Raw genomic sequence first — 24,082 nt, forward strand, 5'->3', positions numbered from 1 at the left:
GTGCCGTCAGCCCAGTTGCCGACCAATGCAGCTGTAGATAGAGGGTTTGTTTTTCCGGTAGTACATGCCCAAGCCCACGCCCAGCAGGAACAGGCCGTACAGCAGCCCAATCACCAGAAGTGCGATCCCCTGACTGCCATCAATCAATATGGCGAAGTTCATGCTCCCTAAGACCAGTGCAACGAGCATTCCCAGTACTGCCAGAGCAGGGGCAATTTTGCTCTTGAATGCGCCAATCTTGAGGTCGCGCCGGCGATGTAGGTAGGTGATCACGGCGATCCCGGTCAAGAGCATTAGGAGGATCAGTGCGTATGCACCGACGCCGGCGAAGGCGATGTAAACCTTGGAGACGCTGACGTTGCCAACAAACGAGCACAGCGTGAATATGAGGGTAATGACGGTGACGATGGCCGACGCTCTATAGGGCGAGCCTTGTTTGGCGTGCACCTTGGCGAAAGCTCTGCTCAACACTCCGTCCACACTCAGCGAGTACACATAGCGGGTAGTGACGTTGTGGGTCGACAGTGCGCAGGCAAATAGGCTTGTAATCAACAGTGCATTGCACATGCCCTGAACTGTCTTGCCCAGCGCTACACCGATAGCGGTCAAGGTCGTGCCAGCGGGGTCGTTCAGGGTGGCATCAATAACCGTGCTGCTGCCTACTGCCGTGACGATGACCCAGCTGCAGATCGCATAAAGCAGGCACATTACGATGATCGAGAGGTACGTGGCTCGAGGAATGGTCTTTGACGGGTTGGCAGCCTCTTCATGGTAAATAGCTGCCGCTTCAAAGCCGCCAAAGCAGACGATGCAAAACAGCACTGCCAGGCCAATATTGGCACCCTCAAGGCTGCCGAGGCTGAGCGGTGCGAGGGTAATGCCTTCTGCTCCGCCGCTGGCCAGTGTGGAGATGTTAAACGCGAAGATCATCACCATTTCAATCGCGAGTACCATGGTCAAGACTCTCGCCGAGAGGTTAATCTTGAAGTACCCCAGCACACCAACCAGTCCGATGAGGGCCAAGGCAAACAGCCAGCTCGAGAGCGCCGGTATGCCAAAAGTATGTTGGAGGAAGAGATCTACCGTATAACCGGCAAAGGCATACACCCCGATGGCAATGCTCAGATAAGCAAGTAGTGCCAAAAATGCACCGCCTAAGCCAGCAGGCTTACCCAGACCGGCGGTGATATAGGAGTAGAAGGCACCCGGGTTTTCAAGGTGTTGGCCCATGGTCGTGAAGCCCACGGCAAACAGCATGAAGAACACACCACATAATAAAAATATAAGTGGCACGCCAAGGGTATGGCCTACCCCGATGATCACCGGGGCATACCCGGTCACGACAGAAAAAGGGCCATTGAAGGCGAGTACCGAGCAGACGATTTCCGTCGTGCTCATGGTGCCTTTAAGCTTTTTGGTCTCAGTTTCAGGCAGGGTTGCCTGCAGTGAAAGAGTACTCATGATCCACTCCGAAAGTTGAGTTATCCATTCGGATCTGCATCAGGCAATACAGATCGAGCACACGGGTTAAATCTAAAATTTGGCAAGGAAACATCTAATTTTTATAGGGGTATGGCGTCAGGCGAAGAAACGCAGTGGCAGCTCAAGGTAGTTGCGTATCCGGTCATCACTCAAAGTCAATGGCTCACCCGCAGACTCAATTCTGCTGTAGCGCTCGGTGACGATGTTCAATACAGTTTCTACTTCCGCGCGAGTAATAACTTGTCCTGCGCAAGAATGAGCGCCAATGCCGAATGACACCTGCTGGCTCTCTTGGCCACCGCGTAGTGGGTTGAAGGTGTGTGGTTGTGCGAATACCGCAGGGTCGCGGTTCACCGCTGCCGTCATGAACCGCAGGCAGGAACCTCGCGGTAATAGCTGGCCGTGGATTTCCAGATCCTCTGTCAGGAATCGAGTAAACGACATCTCTGGGGGATACAGTCGGATGAACTCGTTGATCATGGCCGCGCGTTGCTCGGGGCTCTCACGGTACATGGTCAGCAGCTCTGGCTCACGAGTGAAATGATCCAGTATCGATGCCAGGATGAACGCGGGGTTTGGCGCACCTGAGAAGTAGAACAGCAGCAGCGTTTCCAGTACCTCTTTTTCACTGAGCTCTCCCTTATCTTGAGCGCTCAGCAGGGCGTCCAGCAGACCATCTCCGGGCTGTTCGCGCTTGGCCGCTATCATTGCCCGGCATTTCCCAAAGAGAAAATCGAACCCTTCGCGGGCTGTTGCCTTGTTTGCTTCAGTGGCGGTGGGGCTTTGGGCCCCGACTATTTTGAGGGTGTTCTGAATAACGCGGTCGACATCCCCTTCATCAACCTGCAGAACGCGGCACATGGTTACGTGTGATGGCATCACGCAAAGATGGTGGTGTGCCTCCAGATAGCCAGCGGCGTCCACATGCTCAAGCGATTGCAAGGTAATCTCCGCAGCGTGTTTCACCCACTCCTTTACCAGCTTGGGTGTAAACCACTTGTTGCTGTGTCGACGCAAACGCGTGTGGTCAGCGCCTTCTGTACCCTGGACGGTGCTTTCGATTGCGCGCCATGGGTGAGTACCAACCCATTCGGGCTCGACTATCGTCATTGCCGGGTGGCGTACAAATTCCATGTAGTCGCTGTAGCGAGTAATGACCCAGGTTTTATCGTTTTCACGATAAAGCGGGTGCTCTTTCTGGAGGCGGGCATACCAGGGATACGGGTTCTTACGAAAATCCGTATTGCCCCAAGGCAGTAGGTCGTGATTGATGTTCATGTCTGTCCTGCCCTCAGAAGCTTTGGTTAAACCAGGTTTGTGCTGCGCTGGTAAGACCCACTCCGCTATTTCCATCGTGCATCCCGATGTTGCCGATCAGCGTTGCGCCCAGGCCTTGTAAGCTATCGGTCAATACATGAATTGCCCGGTTGTAATTTGCGTAGGTACTGTCCCCGAGACCAAACGCGAAAAACTCGACACCAGCGAGGCTCGTTACGTCTTTTAGGGCATCGAAGAATGGCTGTGTGGTTTCTGGCAGCTCGCCCTCACCGTAAGTCGAGGTGATGAACACATAACGCTCACTGGGCGAGATCTCATTTGCTGCGAACTCGTCCATGGGAATGGCTGCGGCTTGCAACCCTTGGGCCATCAGCGCGTCGACGATATCGTCCGCAATGACCTCTGCGTTACCACTCTCTGTCCCAAATAAAACTTTATAAATACTCATATTTAAAAACCCAGCCTTACTGCATCCAAGAAAGAGTACGATACTGCCTATGGGGGCAGTCCGTTTATTGTTTCGAAACGAAGTTGAATACACCCTTGGCATTTTCAGAGTAGGCTGATGCTTTCTCCAATAATTGCATGAAGATTTTTCCGTCGCCTTTTCTCTCTGGGTAAAGAGAAACGATTGGGTCTTCGAATTCGCGAACATAGCCGAGCGCGGCGGCACCGAAGTCATAACCGATCAACCGCTGCATATCTTCGGGGAGTTTCTTGGCAAGCTCAGGGGGAACTACTAGGTACTGGTTTTCTTCTTGGCGCAGCCAACCAATGCAATAGTCAATGTTAAGTGCGCGACGCCAGTTGTCGGTCTTGTTGGGGCCTCCGCCATGAATTGTTTTGCCGGAGTAAACTAGCACCGAGCCTTTTTTCATTTCAGCCGCTACTGTATCTGCCAAACCGAAATCGGTTGGGATCTTTGTGTGCTTGTGGCTGCCCGGAATGAGGCGTGTAGCGCCATTGGCGTCGGTGAAGTCATCCAGTGCCCAGATGGTGCTGATCTGAGTTTGAAACTCGAGCGGAAAGTGATCAAACCATTCCCAGCAGCCCTCATCACGATGGAGGAATTGTTCTTTGTTACCCGGGCCAATGGAGATGACTTGCGTAAGGTGTAGCTGGATTTTTGAGGCATTTCGCCCCAAATACTTCTGAGCAGCACCCACAACTGCTGGGTGCATGATGACTGGGTGCGCCGCAGGGCAACGGGCAATGATGGCACCGCTACGGCGTGTTTGTTTACCCAATGCATTGTTGGCACCGTCATCGGTCTCGCCAACGTAGGGTTGCATCTGATCATTTATTGCATCAACCATCTCTTCAGAGATGGCGTTGTCGATAATGCAGTAGCCTTCGGCGTCCAAGCAGCGGACGACGTCTTCAACCGAGGCATCGTGTGGAAGGTGGATAAGCGACATAAGTACTCCTAGCAGGCATTTATGGGCTGATCGCAGCAATGACATCAAAAGCGAATGCTAGCGAACGTTCGTTAGGTTTCAGCAAGCGGTGTGCCACCTTGATGCTCAAAAGCGGGTTTGGAAGGTGATCGCATCCATGCCTTGCAACGAACACTTATATTTAGTGCATATAAAAATCAATCGGTTAGTGTCTTTGTGATCGACATAAACTGGTAGGAAAAAGCAACGCGTAACCGAGCGTGACAGCCCCATAGGTCATCAGTGATGAGGCGGCGTGTGCTGATGTTCGGTGCGCTTTGTGCACCACATTTCAGCGTGCTGGCCCTGTTTTGATGCACGGGATTTCGTGGAATCCTGGTTTGGATTGGGGATTCTGACCGGGGCGTGGCACGTCATTTGTTTTCTACGACGCGCAGAGGGCTTAGAGCTATCATCGAGTCGACATGAGTCGGTGCTTCTCCAGATGGCAGCCGTAATTAGGCGGCGGGAAGATTCATAAAATATTTTCAAATGCGCTACACCTCAGTACGAATTTATACCTGGGATGGATGAAAACGATTACACTGAGCATCAGTTAAATCATTAAATCTATCTTAGTGTTTAGGTAGGTATATCTATGAAGCTTCTCCGTTTCGGCCCTCTAGGTCATGAGAAACCAGGTATTCTTGATGATGCAGGAAATATTCGTGACTTGTCCGCCCATGTGCGTGATCTCTCTGGTGAGGTGCTTTCGCCAGAAGGGTTGAGGAAAATTTCTGAGCTGGACTTAGGGCAATTGCCTCTCGTGGAGGAGAATGTGCGGATTGGTGCCTGCGTTGCGGACGTCGGAAAATTTGTCTGTATTGGACTTAACTACTCCGATCATGCTGCCGAGACTGGATCTGAAGTACCTTCAGAGCCAGTGGTTTTCATGAAACCAACCTCTGCGATAGTCGGGCCTTACGATAATGTGCGTATTCCGCGCGGATCGAATAAGACTGATTGGGAGGTCGAACTGGGTGTTGTGATCGGCAGTGCTGCGAAGTATGTGAGTCCGGAAGATGCGCTTGAGTACGTAGCGGGCTACTGCATTGTTAACGATATCTCCGAGCGTGATTATCAGTTTAAGCGCCAAGGAACTTGGGATAAAGGTAAGTGTTGTGACACCTTTGGCCCCATCGGCCCATGGCTCGTGAGTCGCGATGAGATACGTGATCCACAAAATTTGAATCTGTGGCTAGATGTAGACGGAAAGCGATTCCAGGACGGATCTACAAAAACAATGGTTTATGACGTCTCTTTCTTGGTGTCGTACCTGTCGCAGTTCATGACGCTACACCCCGGCGATATTATCTCAACGGGCACGCCACCAGGCGTTGGTATGGGACAACGCCCTGAGGTGTACCTGCGTGCAGGTCAGAAAATGCGGCTCGGTATCTCTGGGTTAGGAGAGCAACAGCAGATCGCAGTTCAGGATGAGTAATTTAAGGATTTGGCTGTATGCGTGCTCACTAATGGATTAAGGTTGCGCGAAGCGCTTTTACTACAATAAGTAATCGCAATAAGTAAGGCTTATAAAAGCAGTCGGGGCAATAGTGGATATTTCGGCGAGAGTTGAAAAGGTAAGCCTGTATAGAAAAAAGGAGGTCAATGGCTATGCTCAATTGGTCTTTCCAATTGCCGGTCAAGTGAATTGTTTGACTTCAAATCGCTGCTTTCAACTTTCGCCGGATACCGCACTGCTTATACCGATATCCGAGCTATTTGAGTTTGAGGGGGAGGGTGATGAACAAGAGGTGGTGTTACTTGAAATTCCTCCGCATGACTCCTACTTGGAAGCCTTGAAGTTCACCGAGCATTTAAACTTCACGCCATGGCTTAATCAGAGTGTGATATCTGCACAGATAGGTGACTTTGGGAGGCAATTGGTGGCCTATATCTCGAGCAAAGAGATGATGAGCCGTCAAAATACATTCATTTTGCGGCAAAGTGCCATACTCTTAATGGCTATATTCTTCGGCGACCCTGCAACCCCACAGCAAACCCCTGAGGGCCGGCTAGGCGTTACGAAACAACAAGTTGATCTTGTGATTGATGCACGAATAGGTCGGCATATATCAAATGAAGAGCTGGCAGAGTTGCTGCATATCAGTAATAGCTCTATGACGGACATTTTCAAAAAGCTTTTTGGGGTGCCGCCTCAAAAATATGTAGCGAGTAGGCGTTTGGAGTGGGCCAGGTTCCTCATTCAGAATAGGGGGGATAGCCTGGTTGAGGTCGCCTACGACTTAGGGTTTTCTAGTCAGTCAGTATTTTGCAGGGCCTTTAAAAGGCATTTCGGATATAGCCCGAAAGTGGCAAGAAGAGGCGGGTGAACTAAAAGAGGGGAGGCGGTTTGTGCGCCTCCCTCCGAAATTGTTGACTTTTATCTTTTAGGTATTAGCCAGCTTGAGGTTTCTTTTCTTAAGGCCTGCAGGTGCGGTTTCCCTCATGGAGACAACGCTGATAATTGCGATTAACCCTGTCGCAATTACTAGGATTGAAGGGGAGAGTGGTGAGCCTGTCAGGGATATCAGCCAGGTAGCAATGAATGCGGAGCTTCCCCCGAAAATTGCAATTGCCAAGCCGTAGGCAATGGAAAATCCTGCATATCTTACTTTGGCTGGGAAAATTTCCACCAAAGCAGCACCGGATGCAGACATGAATGTAGCAAGGCATATACCTAATGCAGTGTGTCCAAGAATAATCAAGGAATACTCTTTGGTCGAAAATGCTAGGAAGACAGGGTAGATTATCGCCGTGCTGAGTGCGGCCCCCATTAACATAATGGCGCGTCGGCCATATTGATCTGACAAGTACGCAAAGAGAAAGATGCTTACTGATGCCGCACAAAGGCATGCAATGTTTGATATGGATGCCTGCATGTAGTTTAGGTCAAGCTCTACTCTTAGGTAGGTCTCTATGTATACAAATATGAAGTAGAACGCCGCACCTTGGAAAGCCATGCAACCAGTTGTTTGCAGTACTTCTTTTAGGTTTAAGCTCAGCACGTCCTTAATCGGTGATTTGCTTTTTTCGTTCGCAGCCTCTAGAGCTAGGAACGTAGGAGTTTCCTCCAGTTGACGTCTAATTAAGTAAGCGATTACGCCAAGAGCCCCTGCAAGAAGAAAAGGGATTCTCCAGCCCCACGCTTCTAATGCCTCTTCGCTGATTAATGAGGTGAGGCCGAAGACGAGCGCGGAAGCCGATGCGTTAGCTAGGAAGCTTGAGCAGTGCCAAACACTAACTGTCATCGCTCGTCGAGCCGGTGCCGCCGACTCAGCTAGTACTGTTGCTGCTCCGCCTGGCTCACCTCCAGATGCGAATCCTTGCAGCATTCGAAATAGAACCAGGATGATAGGGGCGGCAACGCCTAAGGTTTCGTAAGTAGGGAGTAGACCTATGGCAAACGTAGATCCGGACATGAGCAGGATGACTGCAACCAGAATTCTCTTACGCCCTACCGTATCGCCGAGTCGTCCAAAAAAGAGAGCGCCGAGAGGAGCCATCAGAAAAGAGACGCCAAATGCTCCAAAGGTCATTAGCAATGCCAAACCTGGGGAGTCCATAGGGAAGAAAATTCTGCTAATTACTACAGCGAGAAAGCCATATGATGCAAATTCGAACCAGGTTATGTAGTTCCCGATTGCGGTAGCGATTACTACTTTTAAGGGGATTTTTTTAGGAATATTTGAGTTCATGAGTTTTCCTGATATCTATATTGGTATTAGGGTGATATCGAGTAGGCATGCTCGGGTTTTCAAATTTCTTAAGTTGTTGTTTTAATGTTGTGCGGTGTTGGCTCGGAAAGGAAGTCGAGCAATACGTTCGTAGTAAGTTGTGCGACAGAATTTTTATAATTCCTGTGATCTAAGCTTCCACACCAGTTAATGGAACTCGCTGAGAAAACTTTACCACCCGTTTTTCGCTCTAGAATGCATACCTCCGAACGTACGCGGGAGTTTCTATCTCCTCCCAATTCGTGTTGTATTTCTAGCTCCTCTTCAATGCTTGGCATGAAACTACGGCCGTGGGTTGATCTGGCCAGGATGACGGTTTCTTTTGGTGTTCCTACTTCAAAGTTTGTGGCGTCAAGCTCATCGCCTGCTGCTCCGCCGAAATATCCATGGTCTCCTATTGGGTCTGTAACACCCTCGAATAAATGAGCGTACTTCTCCGAAAAGCAGACCCTTGAATAGCTTGATGCTTTCGAGAAACCTACTGCAGCAAAACCCACTCCAGTTAGTTCATTGGGTGCTAGTCCTCTGTGACGCCAGAGGCCACCCGTTTCACCTGTACTTGATAGCCTTAGCTCTAGTGGGTCAGAGTTCCAGTTGCGAGTCCCGGAGTAGCCGCGTCTTGCTTCGATTATTCCAGTATTCTCAGGGTCAGCACCTGTCACCCAATAAAATCCATTGGCCCCCAAATACATGATCTTGCCTTTGTGGGCGTAGCCATGCCATGCAGCCAGCATTTTTGTAGTTACGTACTCAGGGTGTGTGCCAGTCAGCACAACCTTGTAAGCATCTAGAAGATCTTGTCCTTGAGTGTGAAGGTCTTCATCAGTAGCAACATCGAACGGTTGCTGGATATGTTCGAGCCACTTAGCGATATTCAGATCTGCGAGGAAGTGTCTGGGCGCGTTAGTGCACCACCACGCTTTATAATCCGAGGATAGGTTTAGTATTGGACGATGACGGGAAGAGTAGTGAACGCCTGAACCGTCACTGTGACGATCGTAAAGGGATGCGCCTAAGCATTTCTGGCGATCCAAATAATGATCCAACTCTGACAAAACCATACCATCGGTTTCGCTGCACAGAGCTTCTCCTCGATCGCTGAATGCGAGACGCTCATTTGCATATGCAAGATAGGTGTAGGTGGGCAATATAAGTAAAATCTTTTCCCGAGTGTCTGCATGGGCGCGAACAACAAACGGTAGGTGTAGGCTTTCACCACCAGAAGTGATGGAAATTGTGTATATCCCACTTTTGAGGTTTTTAGGGAGAGAGAATGTGGCTGAAGGCTCCCAGTTCGCATCTGTCAGATCATATCGGTGGCAATGAACTGCGGTGTAAGCGCTCGACTCTATGTCTTGGTAACCTTCAATAACATTAGGTCGATGGTGGCCAATTATTCTCCTAGTCGGGTGGTTAATGAACTTTCCTTCAATTGCTGCTCCCTCTGTCGATCGGATTACTTGCGTTGAGAAATCAGAGGTGAAGTCAAAGCTGGCCACTACAGACTGTGAATCGTCTGCGCCATTTACGGCTATGATGCGCGGGCCTTCAAACTTACAGTATGAGCCATTTCCTGATCTTGAGTAGTCACGCCCTAGTCTAATGCTGGTAGGGGCGTTATCTGAACGTGGAGCGCTGGTCTTTGTTCTTTGATGAGAGGCTGAGCCAGCATGTAATACTCCGTTCGCTTCACAGGTTATTACTAGTCTGAACCATTCTCCTACGGGAACTGCGACTGACTCTGATGTATACCCAGGGTTTTTCCAAAAAATCCCGTCGCTCGTCACCATTAGCGTGTAAATCGCTCCAGATATATTCAGGGCGGCCAGTGCATGCTCTGATGCTTCAATCTTCGTGATTAGCATCCAGGTAGAGACTTCAAATGTTTTGTCTTTGGTGTGTAGGAGGGGAACTTCGAAATCGAAGCAGCTGCCAGTGTCAGGTGTTTGCTTTTCTAGCTCGATTTCTATTTTCTGTATGTCTGGTATGAGCTTGAAAGAGCACTCGCGATCCTCCGCTTTATGTAGGGAATGGAGTTGGATTTCTGCGCTCCCACAACCGGAAAGATATGCCGATAATTGGTCTCCGGCCAAAACGCTTAAGTGGCTGAGATAACCTGTGATTTTGTTGTTCATTGTTTTTCTCGCGGTTTTATAAAACTATGGGCGTGCAGTATCCAGAGCCCGGATTAGAGTTCTATTAGTGAAAAGGCAGGGTTGTATTTCTAGAGGGTGTGGGATGGTAATACTATTTTTTTTTATGGGTTCAGCTGGTTGTAAATTCACTCTAAGATTTAGATGCAAATTAAAATTTGCATTTTTTGTCTATGTTTTTGCAGATTTTGCGATTTAGTTAGGCCTTGATTGACCTGTGCAGACCTGGCGTAAGTGTTCGTCTACTGCTCGGTAGCGGTAGGCGGGTTTCTAATGCTAGATGGTTGCAGGGAGGCGTACGTGCCGCTAGGTAGTGCTATTGAGGGGGGAGCGTTCGAAGGGAGTGATCAGATGGCGCGTTTCAGCGAGGCAATGATGAGATTGTGCAGGTGATCAACTGAGCTCTTTCTGGCCGAGGTTCTGCTTCTCAAGACTGACACCTCCAGTGGCTTGATATCTCCGAGCCCTTGTTCCTCTCCTAGTATTTTCAGCGAAGAAGGCACGCTGCATTGGGTGAGAGCTGCGATTGCCAACCCTCCTTCTACGGCAGCATATTGCCCAGCAAGACTAGCGCTGTGATAGACGATCTTAAACTCTCGCCCTTGCTGTACCAAGGAGCTAATAGCGTTATTTCGTGCGAGGCTGTGCTCTTCGAATACAGCCACAGGAATGGTTTTTCGTCTCCAAAGCTCAAAGTAGGGAGAGCCAACCCAAACCATGGGCTCCTCGAAAAGAAAAGTACCCTGAGCGGGCGAGCTCCGGGAGACCAATGCGAGATCAAGTTTTTCACTCTGAATGAGAGGGATCAACTTGCTTGACTGGTCACATACTAGTTCTATTTCGATTTCAGAGTGACGCGAAGAAAAGCGCTTTAATAGAGGCGTGAGATAATGTGCCGCGTAGTCCTCTGTTACGCCTAACTGAATTTTTCCGTGAAGCTCACTGCCATGGAATACTGTTTGAATCTCTGTGTGTAGTGAGACCATCTGTCTTGCATAGCTAAACAGCGTGAGTCCATCCTCAGTGAGGTGCATGTGTTTTGGGCTGCGGCTTAAGAGTTGTCGCCCGGTAGCGGCTTCCAACTTCTTTATCTGCATGCTGACAGCAGATTGTGATCTGTTTACTTCAAGTGCGGCCCTGGACAGGGAGCCAGTGTCAACGACGGCGAGGAAGCACTTTAACCAATCTAGCTGCAACTCATTGTTGGTCATCTGCAAAGCTCCTGTTCAATTTCCGAATGAGAGCCACCAGAGATATTTTTCCTTCGCATGAGATCTCTTGCCATCAGGTTTTCGCTTGGGAGTGAAGCTCTAGGAGCCTGAGGTGTACGAGGTAGTTAGAATCGGGGCGCTGGATTAATAGCGGGTATATGAGAAACCTTGGGGGGATAATTTATCCCCCCAAGGTCTGTGCTACTTACGAAAACCAGGTGTCGTTCAGGCGGTAGCCGTTCGGGAATGGATCTTCTGGGTCTACGCCGTAGTTCGAGATACCGGTGACCCAAGCACGGCCAGTGACTTGCGGGATGACCGCGTCAACTGGGCCCGCCTTGGCGGTCGAGATGACGCTGCTCTCGAAGACGGTGTCAATGATCGACTCGTGGTGAAAGACTTCCCCTGCTTTGATGTCACCGCGTGCGTGGAGAAGGGCAAGACGTGCGGATGTCCCTGTCCCACATGGGCAGCGATCAATCCGGCCCGGTGAAACCACAACAGCATTCTTGGAACGTTTCTGGCCGTTCTCGATGCGAAGGGGGCCTGCAAACAACGTCTGGTTAACAGTGTGGATGCCTGGATTCTCAGGGTGTACCGATTTGAGCTGCGTAGCTGCCGCTGCTTTCACAATCTCCCCAACACGTACCAGTTCGCGTGCTTCGTCCCGGGCCAGTGTGAAGCCAAGCTTGTCGGCGTCCACAATCACGTAAATCATGCCGCCGTACGAAACGTCGACCTTAACGGAGCCGTAGCCTTCGACTTCGATCATCGCATCGCGGTGCATTACAAAGGAGGGGACATTACGGAATGTGACTCGACGGCATTTGCCGCCTGTGCAGTCAGCAACGACTTCCACCAGGCCGGCCGGAGTATCCACGCGAACGATGGTATTGGCGCCGCGCATAGGAAGCATGCCTGTTTCCAATGCTGCCGTGACCGTGCAGATCAAGTTTGAGCCAGACATCGGTACGTAGTAGTCAGACTCGATCACGATCATGCCGATATCGGCGTCAGGATGGATCGGAGGGGTGATCAGGTTGATCGCTGTGTTGACGCTGCCACGCGGATCGAAAAGCAGCATCTGGCGTACCCAGTCGTCTTCACGTTGAAGCGTCTCCATGCGCTCGAACATGGTTTTGCCCTTAGGGGGCAGGATGCCACCTGTAATAACGCGACCCACTTCGCCTTCAGCGTGGGCGCCGACAACCGTCACCATACGATCCAAATGCACTTTATTTTCCTCGTGAAGAAATTTCAGAGTAGTGATCAGCGTTCATCGCATCTGCCTGCAAAAACGCATCTTCTCAAGTAGCTTATACGGCAAGTAGGATACTGGATACAATATCCTCCTTGCTGTTGTTTGGATTTTTTTTGATAGGGCGCGAGTCTTTGTCCTCTCTACCTCCCGGGTACGCTCCGTCCTGTGCGCAGCCTTGGTGAGGGTGAGAAGAGTTTAGGTGCGCGCCGTCAGTCCTGCCTTGTCCAGCTGCAGGCTGGCGTTTTCACGATAGCGCTATGCAGCATCTGCAATTGAATGGGGTCACTGAGGATGCTCAGCTTGAGCTCGTCAGTCGTGTTGTTAGGCCCGAGTCCAAGCGCTTCTGCCACGTTTCTAGCTCTGGCCCGCTCTATCAGCGCTGTGCTGCGGTGACGGGCCGGTGCCATCGCTGCTGAAAACTCATTTTGAGTCCTTTCTGTGACTGCTTTTTTGAAGCCGTCCAGAGGAGGACGCTCTCTATTCAGCTTGGTGTAGTGCATCGTCGAGGCGAGTGCTTGGGGAGTATCGAACTCCTCGGGTATGAGAAATAGATTTCTCGCACGGTAGGCCATCCCTAGCTTTGAGCGGCTGGTGATGACCGATACAGGGATCGAGAGAGTCATTGCGATAATGATGGGGGCAATCCACCACAGAAAGCTTGGATCGAGCGAAACGATCAGTCCGGCCCAGACAAGTCCCAGGATGGTCTGTCCGCCGTGTTTGCTGGCAGCTTCACTCCACGGTGTGGCATCGTCATCACGCTGAGGGGATTTCCAGTGGAACTTCCACCCTAGAAATGCCGCAATCACGAACCGGGTGTGGAAGATCATGCGTACTGGGGCTAGCAATGCAGAGAGCACTGTCTCAATGCAGACGGAGAGAAAAACCTTCCAGGGCCCGCCCAGTTCTCTTGAGCCCTTCACCCAAACAAGAATGACGCTCAGCAGCTTTGGCAAGAAAAGCATAGTCATCGTGGCGCAGAACAGCGCCACAGCTTGCCCTGGATTCCATTGAGGCCAGACAGGAAAGAGCTGTCCTGGGCTCAAGAAATACTGCGGTTCAAGCAGGGTATGCACGGCAAGGAGCGTGGTCGAAAGGAGGAGGAAGAAAAACCATAGGGGGGCGGACAGATAAGACATTACGCCAGTAAGAAAAACGGCCCTATGCACGGGGTGCATGCCCTTCGCCAGAAAAAGCCGAAAATTCATCAGGTTGCCCTGGCACCACCTGCGATCACGCTTAAGCTCATCAAGAAGATTGGGTGGCAGCTCTTCATAGCTGCCAGGCAGGTCATAGGCAATCCATACGCCCCATCCTGCGCGGCGCATTAGAGCAGCCTCCACAAAGTCGTGAGAAAGAATTGCTCCAGCGAACGAGCCTTTGCCGGGGAGAGGGGCGAGAGCACAGTGTTGCATGAATGGCTCTAGCCGAATGATCGCATTGTGCCCCCAGTAGTGAGACTCTCCTAGCTGCCAGTAGTGAAGGCCGGCCGTGAACAGGGGGCCATACATGCGTGTGGCGAACTGCTGCATGCGTGCATAGAAGGTGTCCATGCCAAACGCTTTTGGCGAGGTCTGGATGATGCCGGCGTCGGAGTTCTCCTCCATGAGCCTCACCATTCCTACGAGCCCCTCACCTGTCATGACGCTATCGGCATCAAAAACAATCATGTACCGATACTCGGCGCCCCAGCGGCGACAAAAGTCGTCGATGTTGCCGCTCTTACGTTTGACCCTTCTACGGCGGCGCCGGTAGAAAATTCTTCCAAAGCCACCTGTGTCTTTACACAGCTGCAGCCACGCATTCTGCTCGGCAACTGCAATATCTGGATCGCTCGTATCGCTCAGGATGAACATGTCGTATAGAGCATGATTCTTCTCTAGCTTAAGGGACTCGAAGGTCGCCCTAAGGCCCGCGAACACGCGCGTCGTGTCCTCGTTGCAAATGGGCATGACAATGGCCGTTCTCGCGCCGACATCGATCGGGCCGCTGCTTAGATTCTTACCTGAAATCCTGTACTTATCTTTGGTGCTCAGTAGCTCCCAGAAGCCCATCAGTGCAGTCCAAAAGCCAGCTGAAACCCAGCAAAACAGGATGGCAAATAGAGTCAGGATTACGACTTGCAAAGCGTAAGGGCCTGCCTTCTGTAGGGTGAGCCAGAATCCGTCACTCATGATCAGGTCAGCATCGAACATTCTCCATCCCTGGTAAGGCATGAGCTTCGACATATAGAAGGACGCGGCGCTCGTTTGGATGATAAGAACACTGAGCAGCAGCAGCCTTCGAATCAGACCGATCAAACGCCATTTGCTTTCCCCTGGGCGAGTCCTGTGCCGATTACTGATCTGCTCCTTTCCTCGCATCCGTTGCACGAGTCGCACGACAGGATTCGTTATCCAGGGCTCGGGAAGCATGGATGTGCGCTTCAGGGGAGGGGACACATTGCGCACATAGGCGATGCCGTTCTTATCCGTGTCGTACAGGTGGTCGTCAAAGAGACCCAGGGGCTCGCTGAGCGTACTCGTGCCCGCAGTCTTGAGCGTATTCATAAATCTCCGTGCGCTTGGCTAGCCAAAAAATCGTAAATTTTCGAGAGCTCGCCTATATATGGGCTTTAGGATGCGGTATATCGGATCATGTCATTTGTCATCTTGATGTCGAGAATTGTGGGGCTTCTTGCGGTCAGTGCTTGATGTTTTCCTACATAACTCACTGAAAAATATCGAAAATAATTCGTTTTTTTGAGTGATTCACGCTGTGGGCGCATTCAGATCGACATCCAGCTTTTCCAGGAATTCAAAATATTCTCTCCGTTCGTGTTGCGGGGATCCTGGATCCAGGATACATTCAAGCCATCGACGGATCGGTTCGTCGACTCAAAGGCCTCTAGTGACGGTTTCGCTGAAGTGCCTGAAGAATTCTTTCTATTTCAGAGGTTGAAAATGGCTATCAACTGGCGCGGTGTGTTCCCAGCTGTTACTACAAAACTGCAAGCTAACGGTCAGCTGGACGTGGTTGCTATCAAGGCAGGCCTGGAGCGTCTGATCGAAGGCGGCGTCAGCGGCGTGGTCATGATGGGGATGGTTGGCGAGAACGCCTCCCTGACTCATGAAGAGAAAGTGCAGGTGCTTCAGATCGCAGTCGAGACCGTAGCCGGTCGCGTTCCGGTCATCTCTGGTGTTGCAGAAACCAACACTCAGAGCGCCATTGCTTTCGCCCGCAAGGCTGAAGAAATCGGCGTGCAGGGTCTGATGGTTTTTCCGGCCCTGACCTACAAGTCCGATGATCGTGAAACCGTCGAGTTCTACAAGGCTGTCGCTCGCAGCATCAGCATCGAAATTCTGCTGTACAACAACCCGCGCGGCTACGGTGTTGACCTGACTCCAGATGTTCTGGATCAACTGAAAGACGCCAAGAACATCACTGCCATCAAAGAAGAGTCTTACGACACTACTCGTGTTACCGACATCTTCATCCGCTTCGGTGATCGCTTCAACGTCGTTTGCGGCGTAGACAACCTGATCCTGGAAAGCGTTGCTCTGGGCGCTGTGGCCTGGGTTTCCGGTATGGCGAACGCGGTGCCGCGTGAGTCGGTTGACCTGCTGAACAAGGCGGTCGCCGGTGATTGGGAGCAGGCTCGTAAGCTGTACCGTATCCTGACTCCGCTGTACCACCTGGATGTCCACGTTAAGCTCGTTCAGTACATCAAGCTGTCTGAGCACATCACTGCTGGTTATTCCGAAGAGCTGAAGGCGCCTCGTCTGAAGCTGGAAGGTGCTGAGCGTGAAAAAGTGATCAGCATCACCAATAAAACTGTAGAAGACCTGAAGAAATTCTACAGCTAAAAGCGGTACTGGCAGTGAAGGATTCGTCCTTCACTGCCCTGAATTAATAATAAGAAGAGAGACGTTGTCTCTCAAAGAAGTCTACGCGCTCTCGCTCTGTGGAGTGCTAACCACCTAGGTGGATTTCTCTTATTGTCTCTGCACCAGGATTGCTTACCCATTTATCCTAGAGGCATTCGGCATGTTTACTCAGAACATATCGATCAAGTGGCGTATAACTGTTTTGTCCGGCATATCGCTACTTTTGGTGGTTGCAGCCGTTGTCGGATTTTCAATATATCGAACCCAGGCGATTGCCCAGGTTGTCGGTACATCAAGTTCTAAGCTGTTCCACGACAGTGCTGTGCTCTATTTACAGCAGCTAGGGCGTGGGCAGTCCCGTGACTCCTCCCGCAGGTTCGAGCAGGCCTATCTGGTTGGCAGGGAGTTGAGTCGGCAAGTTCTTCATTTGCGCGAAAGCGTTTCCCGTCAAGGCGAAAACCTGTCCTTGTCTCGGCAGAATTTAGCCTCGCTGATCGAACGCACAGTTTCCGGAAATCCTGAAATCCTGGGAATTGTTGTTGCATTTGATAAAAATGCATTTGATGGTGAGGATGCTTCTTTTGTCTCCCAGTCTCTCCCCGGCGTGAACGACGCGGGGCGGTTCTCTTGGTATGTGGCTAATACGGATACCGGGAGTGTGGTAGGGAAACCCATTCCAGAGAGCGAGATTCTAGATACAACAGTTGGGCTGAGCGGTGATCCTGCAAATATCTGGTACAGCTGCCCTCGAGCTTCAGCTAAGACGTGCGTACTTAATCCGTATGTCTATCCGATTGCTGGTGTCGATACTCTAATGACAAGCATTGCGATACCGCTAATCGATTCAGGGCGAGTGATTGGTGTTGTCAGTTTGGACATCTCACTTAAGGGAATTCAGGATGCAGTTTCTAGAGTAGGGCAGTCTCTCTTTGACGGAAAGGGGGTGGTGACTGTCATAAGCAGCAACGGGTTGGTTACCGGAAGGGGTGGACAGCCAGAGGCTTTAGGAAAGCCATTTACAGGCACAGATCCTGACACTTCTAGTTTGGTCAGGTCGACCATCGAAAGCGGGAAAACTTCAGTTGTTGAGGGGGAGGATACGCTTAGCGTAATCACGCCCTTCACACCTGTTGACGGTGCATCCCTGTGGGCGACCGTAGTTGATGTTCCACAAGAAGTCCTCTCTGTGCCTGCACGTCAACTGCAAGCGCAATTCGATTTAGAAAACCGTACCAGTATACTTTGGCAAATATTGATTGGTATTGCTGTATCTGTAGTTGGTCTCTTATTGGTTTATCTTTCTGCTGTCAAAATTACAAATCCGATTGCGCTGGTGTCAAACTTACTTATGGAGTTTGCAACAGGGGATGGCGACCTTACGAAGCGTCTTTCTTACAGTAGGAAGGATGAGTTGGGCGTATTGTCTGGTTGGTTCAATCAGTTTCTAGAAAAAATCCATCCGATTATTGCAAAAATTGGTAGCTCGGTTGAAGTTGCGAGCAGAACCGCCGCAGTGTCTGCAGAAATTTCTAGCAGAACAAGCGAGGGTATGGCCCAACAGTTTCGTGACGTTGACCAGGTTGCGACTGCTGCGCAGGAGATGAGCAGTTCTTCTTTAGAGGTTGCTCGTAGCGCGTCAAGTGCCGCTGAGGCAGCTAGGCAGGCAGATAGAGCGACTCAGATCGGCTACGAGGCGATTGAACGTACTACTGGAACGATAAATAGGCTGGCTGCTGAAGTTCGTGTCGCCATGACAGAGGTTGAAGGCCTTTCGGAAAGCAGCACTGAGATTGATCTCGTACTCGAAGTTATCCGTTCTGTGGCGGAGCAAACGAATCTTCTTGCATTAAATGCTGCTATTGAGGCCGCTCGGGCTGGTGATATGGGCAGAGGATTTGCTGTCGTTGCAGATGAAGTTAGAAGCCTGGCACGGCGGACACAGGATTCTGTGGTGCAAATTCAGGGTGTCATAGAAAGAATTCAGCAGGGTACTCAGTCGGTCGTCAAGAGTATGGGGTCTAGTTGTCAGTATGCGGGGCAAGGTGTTTCTGATGTAAGTAGCGCTGCTGTTGCACTAAAAGCTATTGGGCAGGAAATGGACGTTATAGCCGAGATGAGCGTTCAGATCGCAAGTGCTGCCGAGGAGCAGAGTCAAGTTTCCGAGGAAATAAGCCGAACAGTGGCTGGGATTCGAGATGTCACGGAGAAGTTGTCAGAGCAAGCATTCGAGGCGGAAAAAGCGAATTCAGCTCTCACTGTAATGGCGAATGAGCAATATGAGCTGGTGGGGCAATTTAAGGTTTGATTGCAGGAGGGATATACAAGAATAAAGCAACTCAACGACCGTCATGGTCAGTCGCACCTAGCGTCAAAGGCAAATTTCTACGGCGTCTACGTCGATACAGAATTTAGCCTGCTAGATTTTTTTACTGCCGTTATTCTCGCTAAGGTAAATAAATATATGAAAAATACAAGCGTAATGAGTGGTGATCGGGTGGCTTCAGTGTTTTTGAAGTCTCAATCAAACAGTGCAGTAAAAAAAGCGGCTCGCATGTGTGTGTGTGCAAGCCTGTTCGCGGGGCTCGTTGGGGGCGCTCAGGCTGAAGATGTTGGTGGGGAGCTGCAGGTCATGGCTTGGGAAGGCTATGATCTTACTGTTCAGGCAGAAGCCTGGCGGAAAGCTCATAACGTAACTCTCGAGTCGGCATCGATTGCATCTCAAGATGATGTTCATACGAAATTTCTAACACCAAATCCACCAGCCATTGATTTGGCTGAATATAATCAGGCTTATAGTGATTTATACATAAATAAGCTAAAAATTGCCAAGCCTATAAATCTTGAGAACATCCCGAATTACAGTGCGGATAAGGTCTATAGCGTATTTTACGATAAGCCTACTTGGTCGCAAGATGGAAAGCAGTGGGGTATTCCATGGATTTGGGGGATGTCTACAATTCTTTTCAATCCGGCAAAAGTTTCTGCTGAGCCTACATCTTACACAGATCTTCTTAAGCCGGAGTATAAAGGGAAAATTGCAATCATGGATGATGCGACCGGCTCCTGGCCAGTCGCTGCTCGCGTAGCAGGCTTTGGTGAGAAGTACCCACTGCTAACCCGCGATGAACTTAAGGCCGTGTTTAAGGAGTTCTCGAAATATAGAAATCAAGCCAGGTTGATTGCTCTGAACCAGGGCGACTTGGCGAATTTCATGGCCTCGGGTGAGGTAATTGCGGCGCTCAGCGCTGATCCGGCAATCATCTCTCAGGTCGAAGCGCAGGGTGTTGAAATTAAGACTGCCAAGCCGAAGGAGGGTGTTGTTCTCTGGGTTGACGCATGGTTCATGCCGCCTGGTGCTGATAATGTTGCGACCGCTGAAGCCTACATGAACCAGGCACTTGACCCTAAAGTGCAGGCTGAAGTTGCAATGGCCTTATCACAAGCGCCGGTCTCCAAAGATGCTCAGAAATTTATGGATCAAAAAAGTCGTGATCGTTACGACTTAGATAACATTGATCAGACATTTGATGCAGGCTTACCGGGGATTCCTCCCGTCGAAGATGATGGTGCTCACGCGACTTATTCTGACTGGGTTTCTGCATGGCAGGAATTTAAAGCAGGAATGTAATCTAGTTTTTTGTTAGCGACGTTGCTGTCGACTGATCTGCTGGTCGACAGCAAAGACCTAAAACTACTCGTGAGGTAACTGCCGTGAGGCTGTATCATTTTAGGTTAGGAGCCTTGCTGGCTTCCCCTGCAGTGCTGTATCTGTTCCTGTTTTTTGTAATTCCCACCGTTTTCCTGTTTACCTACAGTTTTTGGACTGCTGCAGCCTTTAAGATCACGCCCGGGTTTGATTTTTCGAACTACTTGACTTCGCTGCAATCGCCTTTGTTCTGGAAAGTGACTGTCAATGCTATTTTTATAGGTTTGTTGACCGCCACTGTGACGTTGGTTCTGTCTATTCCTGTGGCGTATTATCTGGTCTATGTTAAAAAGTCTCAGTTTATACTCTACCTGGTGTTGATAACTTGGTTTTCAAGCTATTTGGTGCGCATCTATGCATGGCGCACATTGCTGGGGACAAATGGGTTGATCAATACTGTATTGCTACAGCTGGGGATAATTGATACTCCGGTTGAAGCATTCTTGTTTAGTCCGTTTGCTGTAACGTTGACGCTGATACACATCTACTTGCCTTTCTCTATTTTGCTAGTGGTCTCCGCGCTTAGTGAAATAAAAAGCGACTTGATTGTTGCTGCCAGAGATTTAGGCACATCATCCTTTGGGGCCTTCTGGAGGGTAATTGCTCCTAACGCAGCAAATGGTTTAATAGGGGCTTTCATGCTTACCTTCATCCTCGTCGCAGGAGACTACGTAACTCCTCAGATGTTGGGAGGCTCATCTGGTCAAACCACAGGGCTTTTGATTGCAGATCAGTTTAGAAAAACCGGTAACTGGCCTATGGGGGCCGCTCAGGCTTTCTTGATGTTTCTGGTCAGCCTGGCTGTTTATCTGGTTCTGATTAAGCTTGGGCACTGGAGCGGCATTGTTGTTAAGCGTCGTAGGGCCCATAAAGGGGAGGTCGCGTGATGTTTTTGAGAATCATGGTATTCGGCACGCTGGGTTTCTTGATTGCACCTATTTTAATCATCGTGCTTTTTAGCTTTAACGGGTCTCAGTCCTTATCGTTTCCTATCCACAGTTTGAGCCTTCGGTGGTATGCCCAGGTGTTTCAGGATGCTCAGCTGGCAAAAGCTCTTCTGAGTAGCCTGAACATCGCTTTCTGGACAGCATTCACTACGCTTTTATTAGGGACAGGGGCCTCATTAGCTTGGCTTCGAATTACCAGGCGGCAACGAGTGGCCCTTGAGTTTCTCAGTGTTACCCCCATCGCCTTGCCAGGTTTGTTCTTAGGGGTTGCTCTATTGGTAATGTTTTCTCAACTAGGGATTACGTTGTCTTCATTCACGATTATTCTTTCGCACGTATTATTGACGCTGCCTTTGCTGATCGTTTCAATGAAAGCCCGCTTGGGGTTGTTTGATAGCTCGCTGGAGGAGGCATCTCGCGATCTTGGTGCATCCGTTTTGCAAACGTTTCGTCGCGTCACCTTGCCGCTCATCGCTCCTACTTTAGTTGCTTGTACGCTCTTGGCATTTGCTGTGTCCTTTGATGAATTTGTCGTTACTTCTTTTGTATCTGGCACAGAAACGACGTTGCCAATGTATATTTGGTCGATGATGCGACGCACAGTTACCCCGCTTATTAACGCTATCTCAACGTTGGCACTATTGTTTTCAATCCTGCTTCTGGTGGGTGCATGGCTTGCTGGGCGTCTGAAAAGGGCTTCCGCAATTGCGGAACGTGTTTCTTGAGGTGTTGAAATGACTACTAAAAATATTATTGAAATTTCCAACGTACAAAAGCACTTTGGCCCGTTTCAGGCGTTATTTGATATAAACTTGTCTATCCGAGAGGGTGAGATTGTTACACTTCTCGGGCCCAGCGGCTGTGGCAAGACCACTCTTATGCGTCTTATCGCAGGCTTTGAAGATCCCACGGGTGGTTCAATTCGAATTGACGGCGCTGAAATGTCTGGGATCGCACCTGAAAAGCGCCCGGTCAATATGGTGTTTCAACGTTATGCTCTGTTCCCGCACCTAGATGTTTTCGAGAACGTATCTTTTGGTCTTAAAGTTAAGGGGTTGGGTAAAGCGGAGGTTAAAGATAAGGTTAATCGGATGCTGGAAATTGTTCAATTGGATAAATTTTCAAGCCGATACATCGATGAGCTCAGTGGTGGCCAATGCCAGCGTGTCGCGCTTGCACGTGCTTTAGTCAATGGCCCAAAGGTCTTGTTGCTTGATGAGCCCTTGGCCGCGCTTGATCTTAAAATCCGACAGCACATGCTCGCGGAGATGAAAAGGATTCACGCCGAAACTGGAGCGACTTTCGTATACGTAACCCATGACCAGGATGAGGCAATGATTCTCTCTGATCGGGTTGTCCTGATGGAGAAAGGAAAGATCGTCCAAGTGGATCAACCGCAAGATCTCTATTCAAAGCCTCGGACTATTTTTGCCGCCAAATTTCTTGGAGAGACAAACATCTTCGAGGGGGAGGTTATCGAGAAGGGGCCTTCGCTTATCGTCGTGCAGACGCCGGCCGGGCAGCGCTTTGCATCGTCTGCTCATCAAGGAGGGGCTAAGTCAGATCAGGTATTTGTCTCGATTCGGCCTGAAGATTTTTCCTTCGATGCAGTGAAGGGCTGTGAAGATCATTATTTGGAGGGGAGGATAGATGACATCGTCTTCACCGGAAGTCGGTCTTTTTATACGGTCGGATTAGAGGCCGGAGGGAGCATTCGCGTACAGGTTCAGCGATCTACTAAGACGGCTTGCCCAGTGGTTGGAGCTAGTGCCCGGGTGTATTGGGATGCCGCAAGCGTCGTGATTGTTCCTGTAGCTTGAGCTTGACTGACGCCTGCCAACCCTTGGGGGAGCCCCACCTGTGATATGCATTTGCAGGGGGGCTGTGTCTCGGTGTATCAGTTCAGCACGTTGGTGCTGCACTGGTACGCTCACTGAGCTCTGTTCACAGCCGTCATTCAGTGAGGTGTTTATTTTTTCTTGGTTTGCTGGTCGAGTCTCTTACTATGAGGTGCGTGTCAAAGCGGCTTGAAATAATAGGGCGCTTTGCGGAAAGGGCGCTTAAAAGTTCTTTCGCTGCATGGCTGCCGACTTCTGATGCGGGTACCGCTAAAGTAGTCAAGGCTGGTGTGAAGAGGCTCGTGTAAACGTCGTTATCAAAGCCTGTCACTGACAGGTCTTGGGGAACATCGATTCTGAGCTTGTGACATTCAGCAATAATGGAAAAAGCAAAAACATCGCTGTTGCAGATTACAGCAGTGGCCTCAGGGAAATGGGTGCGGATGTACTGCATTGTTTCTGCACCTTGGCGCGATGCATCCGAGTAGCCTTTTTCAACAACTCTGCCTTCTACAGTGCCAGATGTGGCTGCGATCGTTTCTGTAAATGCTCGGATTCGTCCTAGCTGGCGATCGTTGCCTTGACTGGGGCCTGCAAACATAACCAGCTTTTTGTGGCCCATTTTGATCAAAAATTCAACGACCTTACGCGCAGAATCATAGTTGTCGAAGCCGATAGAGGGTATGTCAGGGTCAGTGGTGTAGGAGTATGTCGTAACGCATGGGATCTGCTTGAGGAGAATATAGTCCCTTAACTCCGAGTCGAAGATCTGACCGACTACCATCAGTGCATCAATGCCTCGATCGATCAATTTTTTAACCGGAGCGTGAATCGATTGGTTGTCGAACCCCGTGGTCAGTACCAGGACGTTGTACCCGGCAGCGGTCATCGTTTCCTGGAAGCTCTCAACCAGCCTGGCGAAAATTGAGTAATTGAGGGAAGGAATCACTGCGCCAATCGTGAAGCTTTTTTGCCTGCGAAAGGCCTGTGCTGCTGCGTTTGGACTGTAACCCAGGTGCTTTGCCGTGGTCATAATTTTACTGAGCACTTCGTCTCGCACCTTGTCAGGTGTGTTGAACGCCCTAGATACGGTGGCTACCGAAACACCTGCAGCAGATGCTACGTCTTTCACGCTTGTTTTTTTTGTCTTCAATTATTTAATCC

Annotated in this window: 16 protein-coding genes and 3 pseudogenes; 9 read left to right on the forward strand and 10 right to left on the reverse strand. The window is 50.2% G+C overall.

Annotation, left to right across the window (positions count from 1 at the left end; all coding sequences use genetic code 11):
• Positions 1-6: 6 nt before the first annotated feature.
• The 4 genes from K8U54_RS14840 to K8U54_RS14855 all read right to left on the reverse strand — a co-directional run bounded on the left by K8U54_RS14840 (position 7) and on the right by K8U54_RS14855 (position 4,178).
• On the reverse strand, positions 7-1,461 hold the full coding sequence (locus K8U54_RS14840; protein WP_249906535.1) for an APC family permease: 1,455 nt from the start codon (positions 1,459-1,461) through the stop codon (positions 7-9).
• A gap of 117 nt (positions 1,462-1,578) precedes the next feature.
• The gene (locus tag K8U54_RS14845; RefSeq protein ID WP_249906536.1) at positions 1,579-2,760 is read right to left on the reverse strand and encodes a cytochrome P450; all 1,182 of its coding nucleotides are present in this window, start codon (positions 2,758-2,760) and stop codon (positions 1,579-1,581) included.
• A 13-nt stretch (positions 2,761-2,773) separates the two neighbouring features.
• Positions 2,774-3,208, reverse strand: a complete 435-nt coding sequence (locus K8U54_RS14850) for a flavodoxin domain-containing protein (protein ID WP_249906537.1) — start codon at positions 3,206-3,208, stop codon at positions 2,774-2,776.
• A 64-nt stretch (positions 3,209-3,272) separates the two neighbouring features.
• Entirely contained in the window at positions 3,273-4,178 is a 906-nt protein-coding gene (locus K8U54_RS14855) for a phytanoyl-CoA dioxygenase family protein (protein WP_249906538.1), read from the reverse strand.
• A 616-nt stretch (positions 4,179-4,794) separates the two neighbouring features.
• Here K8U54_RS14855 and K8U54_RS14860 point away from each other — a divergent pair.
• Positions 4,795-5,640, forward strand: coding sequence for a fumarylacetoacetate hydrolase family protein (locus tag K8U54_RS14860; protein WP_249906539.1), 846 nt, complete (start codon positions 4,795-4,797; stop codon positions 5,638-5,640).
• Between the two features lie 112 nt (positions 5,641-5,752).
• Positions 5,753-6,532 carry an AraC family transcriptional regulator gene (locus tag K8U54_RS14865; protein ID WP_249906540.1) on the forward strand — a complete coding sequence of 260 codons (780 nt, stop codon included), beginning with the start codon at positions 5,753-5,755 and terminating at the stop codon, positions 6,530-6,532.
• A 57-nt stretch (positions 6,533-6,589) separates the two neighbouring features.
• On the opposite strand, the gene K8U54_RS14870 is transcribed toward K8U54_RS14865, so the two are convergent.
• The 5 genes and pseudogenes from K8U54_RS14870 to mdoH all read right to left on the reverse strand — a co-directional run.
• Positions 6,590-7,897 (reverse strand): MFS transporter, encoded by a 1,308-nt coding sequence (locus K8U54_RS14870; protein ID WP_249906541.1) that lies wholly within the window; start codon positions 7,895-7,897, stop codon positions 6,590-6,592.
• Positions 7,898-7,965: 68 nt separating this feature from the next.
• A complete protein-coding gene (locus K8U54_RS14875; RefSeq protein WP_249906542.1) occupies positions 7,966-10,071 on the reverse strand; it encodes a N,N-dimethylformamidase beta subunit family domain-containing protein in 2,106 nt (701 codons plus the stop codon).
• 365 nt (positions 10,072-10,436) lie between these two features.
• Complete coding sequence (locus K8U54_RS14880) at positions 10,437-11,300, reverse strand: LysR family transcriptional regulator (RefSeq protein WP_249906543.1); 864 nt, start codon at positions 11,298-11,300, stop codon at positions 10,437-10,439.
• A 205-nt stretch (positions 11,301-11,505) separates the two neighbouring features.
• Positions 11,506-12,534 (reverse strand): proline racemase family protein, encoded by a 1,029-nt coding sequence (locus K8U54_RS14885; protein WP_249906544.1) that lies wholly within the window; start codon positions 12,532-12,534, stop codon positions 11,506-11,508.
• A 251-nt stretch (positions 12,535-12,785) separates the two neighbouring features.
• A pseudogene (mdoH, locus tag K8U54_RS14890) lies at positions 12,786-15,080 on the reverse strand (glucans biosynthesis glucosyltransferase MdoH); the annotation flags it as partial.
• A 222-nt stretch (positions 15,081-15,302) separates the two neighbouring features.
• Here mdoH and K8U54_RS14895 point away from each other — a divergent pair.
• The 7 genes and pseudogenes from K8U54_RS14895 (at position 15,303) to K8U54_RS14920 (ending at position 22,900) form a co-directional block, all read left to right on the forward strand.
• Positions 15,303-16,406, forward strand: a complete 1,104-nt coding sequence (locus K8U54_RS14895) for a dihydrodipicolinate synthase family protein (protein WP_249906545.1) — start codon at positions 15,303-15,305, stop codon at positions 16,404-16,406.
• 181 nt (positions 16,407-16,587) lie between these two features.
• Positions 16,588-17,826 (forward strand): annotated as a pseudogene (locus tag K8U54_RS25360) (PDC sensor domain-containing protein); the annotation flags it as partial.
• 390 nt (positions 17,827-18,216) lie between these two features.
• A pseudogene (locus K8U54_RS25365) lies at positions 18,217-18,732 on the forward strand (methyl-accepting chemotaxis protein); the annotation flags it as partial.
• Between the two features lie 156 nt (positions 18,733-18,888).
• The gene (locus tag K8U54_RS14905; protein WP_249906547.1) at positions 18,889-20,055 is read left to right on the forward strand and encodes an ABC transporter substrate-binding protein; all 1,167 of its coding nucleotides are present in this window, start codon (positions 18,889-18,891) and stop codon (positions 20,053-20,055) included.
• 113 nt (positions 20,056-20,168) lie between these two features.
• Positions 20,169-21,020, forward strand: a complete 852-nt coding sequence (locus tag K8U54_RS14910) for an ABC transporter permease (protein ID WP_249906548.1) — start codon at positions 20,169-20,171, stop codon at positions 21,018-21,020.
• Positions 21,020-21,805 (forward strand): ABC transporter permease, encoded by a 786-nt coding sequence (locus tag K8U54_RS14915; protein WP_249906549.1) that lies wholly within the window; start codon positions 21,020-21,022, stop codon positions 21,803-21,805. The genes K8U54_RS14910 and K8U54_RS14915 overlap by 1 nt, the downstream gene beginning before the upstream one ends.
• Before the next feature lie 9 nt (positions 21,806-21,814).
• A complete protein-coding gene (locus K8U54_RS14920; protein WP_249906550.1) occupies positions 21,815-22,900 on the forward strand; it encodes an ABC transporter ATP-binding protein in 1,086 nt (361 codons plus the stop codon).
• A 133-nt stretch (positions 22,901-23,033) separates the two neighbouring features.
• On the opposite strand, the gene K8U54_RS14925 is transcribed toward K8U54_RS14920, so the two are convergent.
• Positions 23,034-24,071 carry a substrate-binding domain-containing protein gene (locus K8U54_RS14925; protein WP_249906551.1) on the reverse strand — a complete coding sequence of 346 codons (1,038 nt, stop codon included), beginning with the start codon at positions 24,069-24,071 and terminating at the stop codon, positions 23,034-23,036.
• Between the last annotated feature and the right edge of the window lie 11 nt (positions 24,072-24,082).

The organism is Pseudomonas fulva (assembly GCF_023517795.1).
In the GTDB taxonomy this organism is placed as follows: domain Bacteria; phylum Pseudomonadota; class Gammaproteobacteria; order Pseudomonadales; family Pseudomonadaceae; genus Aquipseudomonas; species Aquipseudomonas fulva_D.

Bases quoted from the DNA above. Each gene is read 5' to 3' on its own strand.
- K8U54_RS14840 (WP_249906535.1), bottom strand. From the start codon at position 1,461: ATGAGTACTCTTTCACTGCAGGCAACCCTGCCTGAAACTGAGACCAAA.
- K8U54_RS14845 (WP_249906536.1), bottom strand. From the start codon at position 2,760: ATGAACATCAATCACGACCTACTGCCTTGGGGCAATACGGATTTTCGT.
- K8U54_RS14850 (WP_249906537.1), bottom strand. From the start codon at position 3,208: ATGAGTATTTATAAAGTTTTATTTGGGACAGAGAGTGGTAACGCAGAG.
- K8U54_RS14855 (WP_249906538.1), bottom strand. From the start codon at position 4,178: ATGTCGCTTATCCACCTTCCACACGATGCCTCGGTTGAAGACGTCGTC.
- K8U54_RS14860 (WP_249906539.1), top strand. From the start codon at position 4,795: ATGAAGCTTCTCCGTTTCGGCCCTCTAGGTCATGAGAAACCAGGTATT.
- K8U54_RS14870 (WP_249906541.1), bottom strand. From the start codon at position 7,897: ATGAACTCAAATATTCCTAAAAAAATCCCCTTAAAAGTAGTAATCGCT.
- K8U54_RS14875 (WP_249906542.1), bottom strand. From the start codon at position 10,071: ATGAACAACAAAATCACAGGTTATCTCAGCCACTTAAGCGTTTTGGCC.
- K8U54_RS14880 (WP_249906543.1), bottom strand. From the start codon at position 11,300: ATGACCAACAATGAGTTGCAGCTAGATTGGTTAAAGTGCTTCCTCGCC.
- K8U54_RS14905 (WP_249906547.1), top strand. From the start codon at position 18,889: ATGAAAAATACAAGCGTAATGAGTGGTGATCGGGTGGCTTCAGTGTTT.
- K8U54_RS14915 (WP_249906549.1), top strand. From the start codon at position 21,020: ATGTTTTTGAGAATCATGGTATTCGGCACGCTGGGTTTCTTGATTGCA.
- K8U54_RS14920 (WP_249906550.1), top strand. From the start codon at position 21,815: ATGACTACTAAAAATATTATTGAAATTTCCAACGTACAAAAGCACTTT.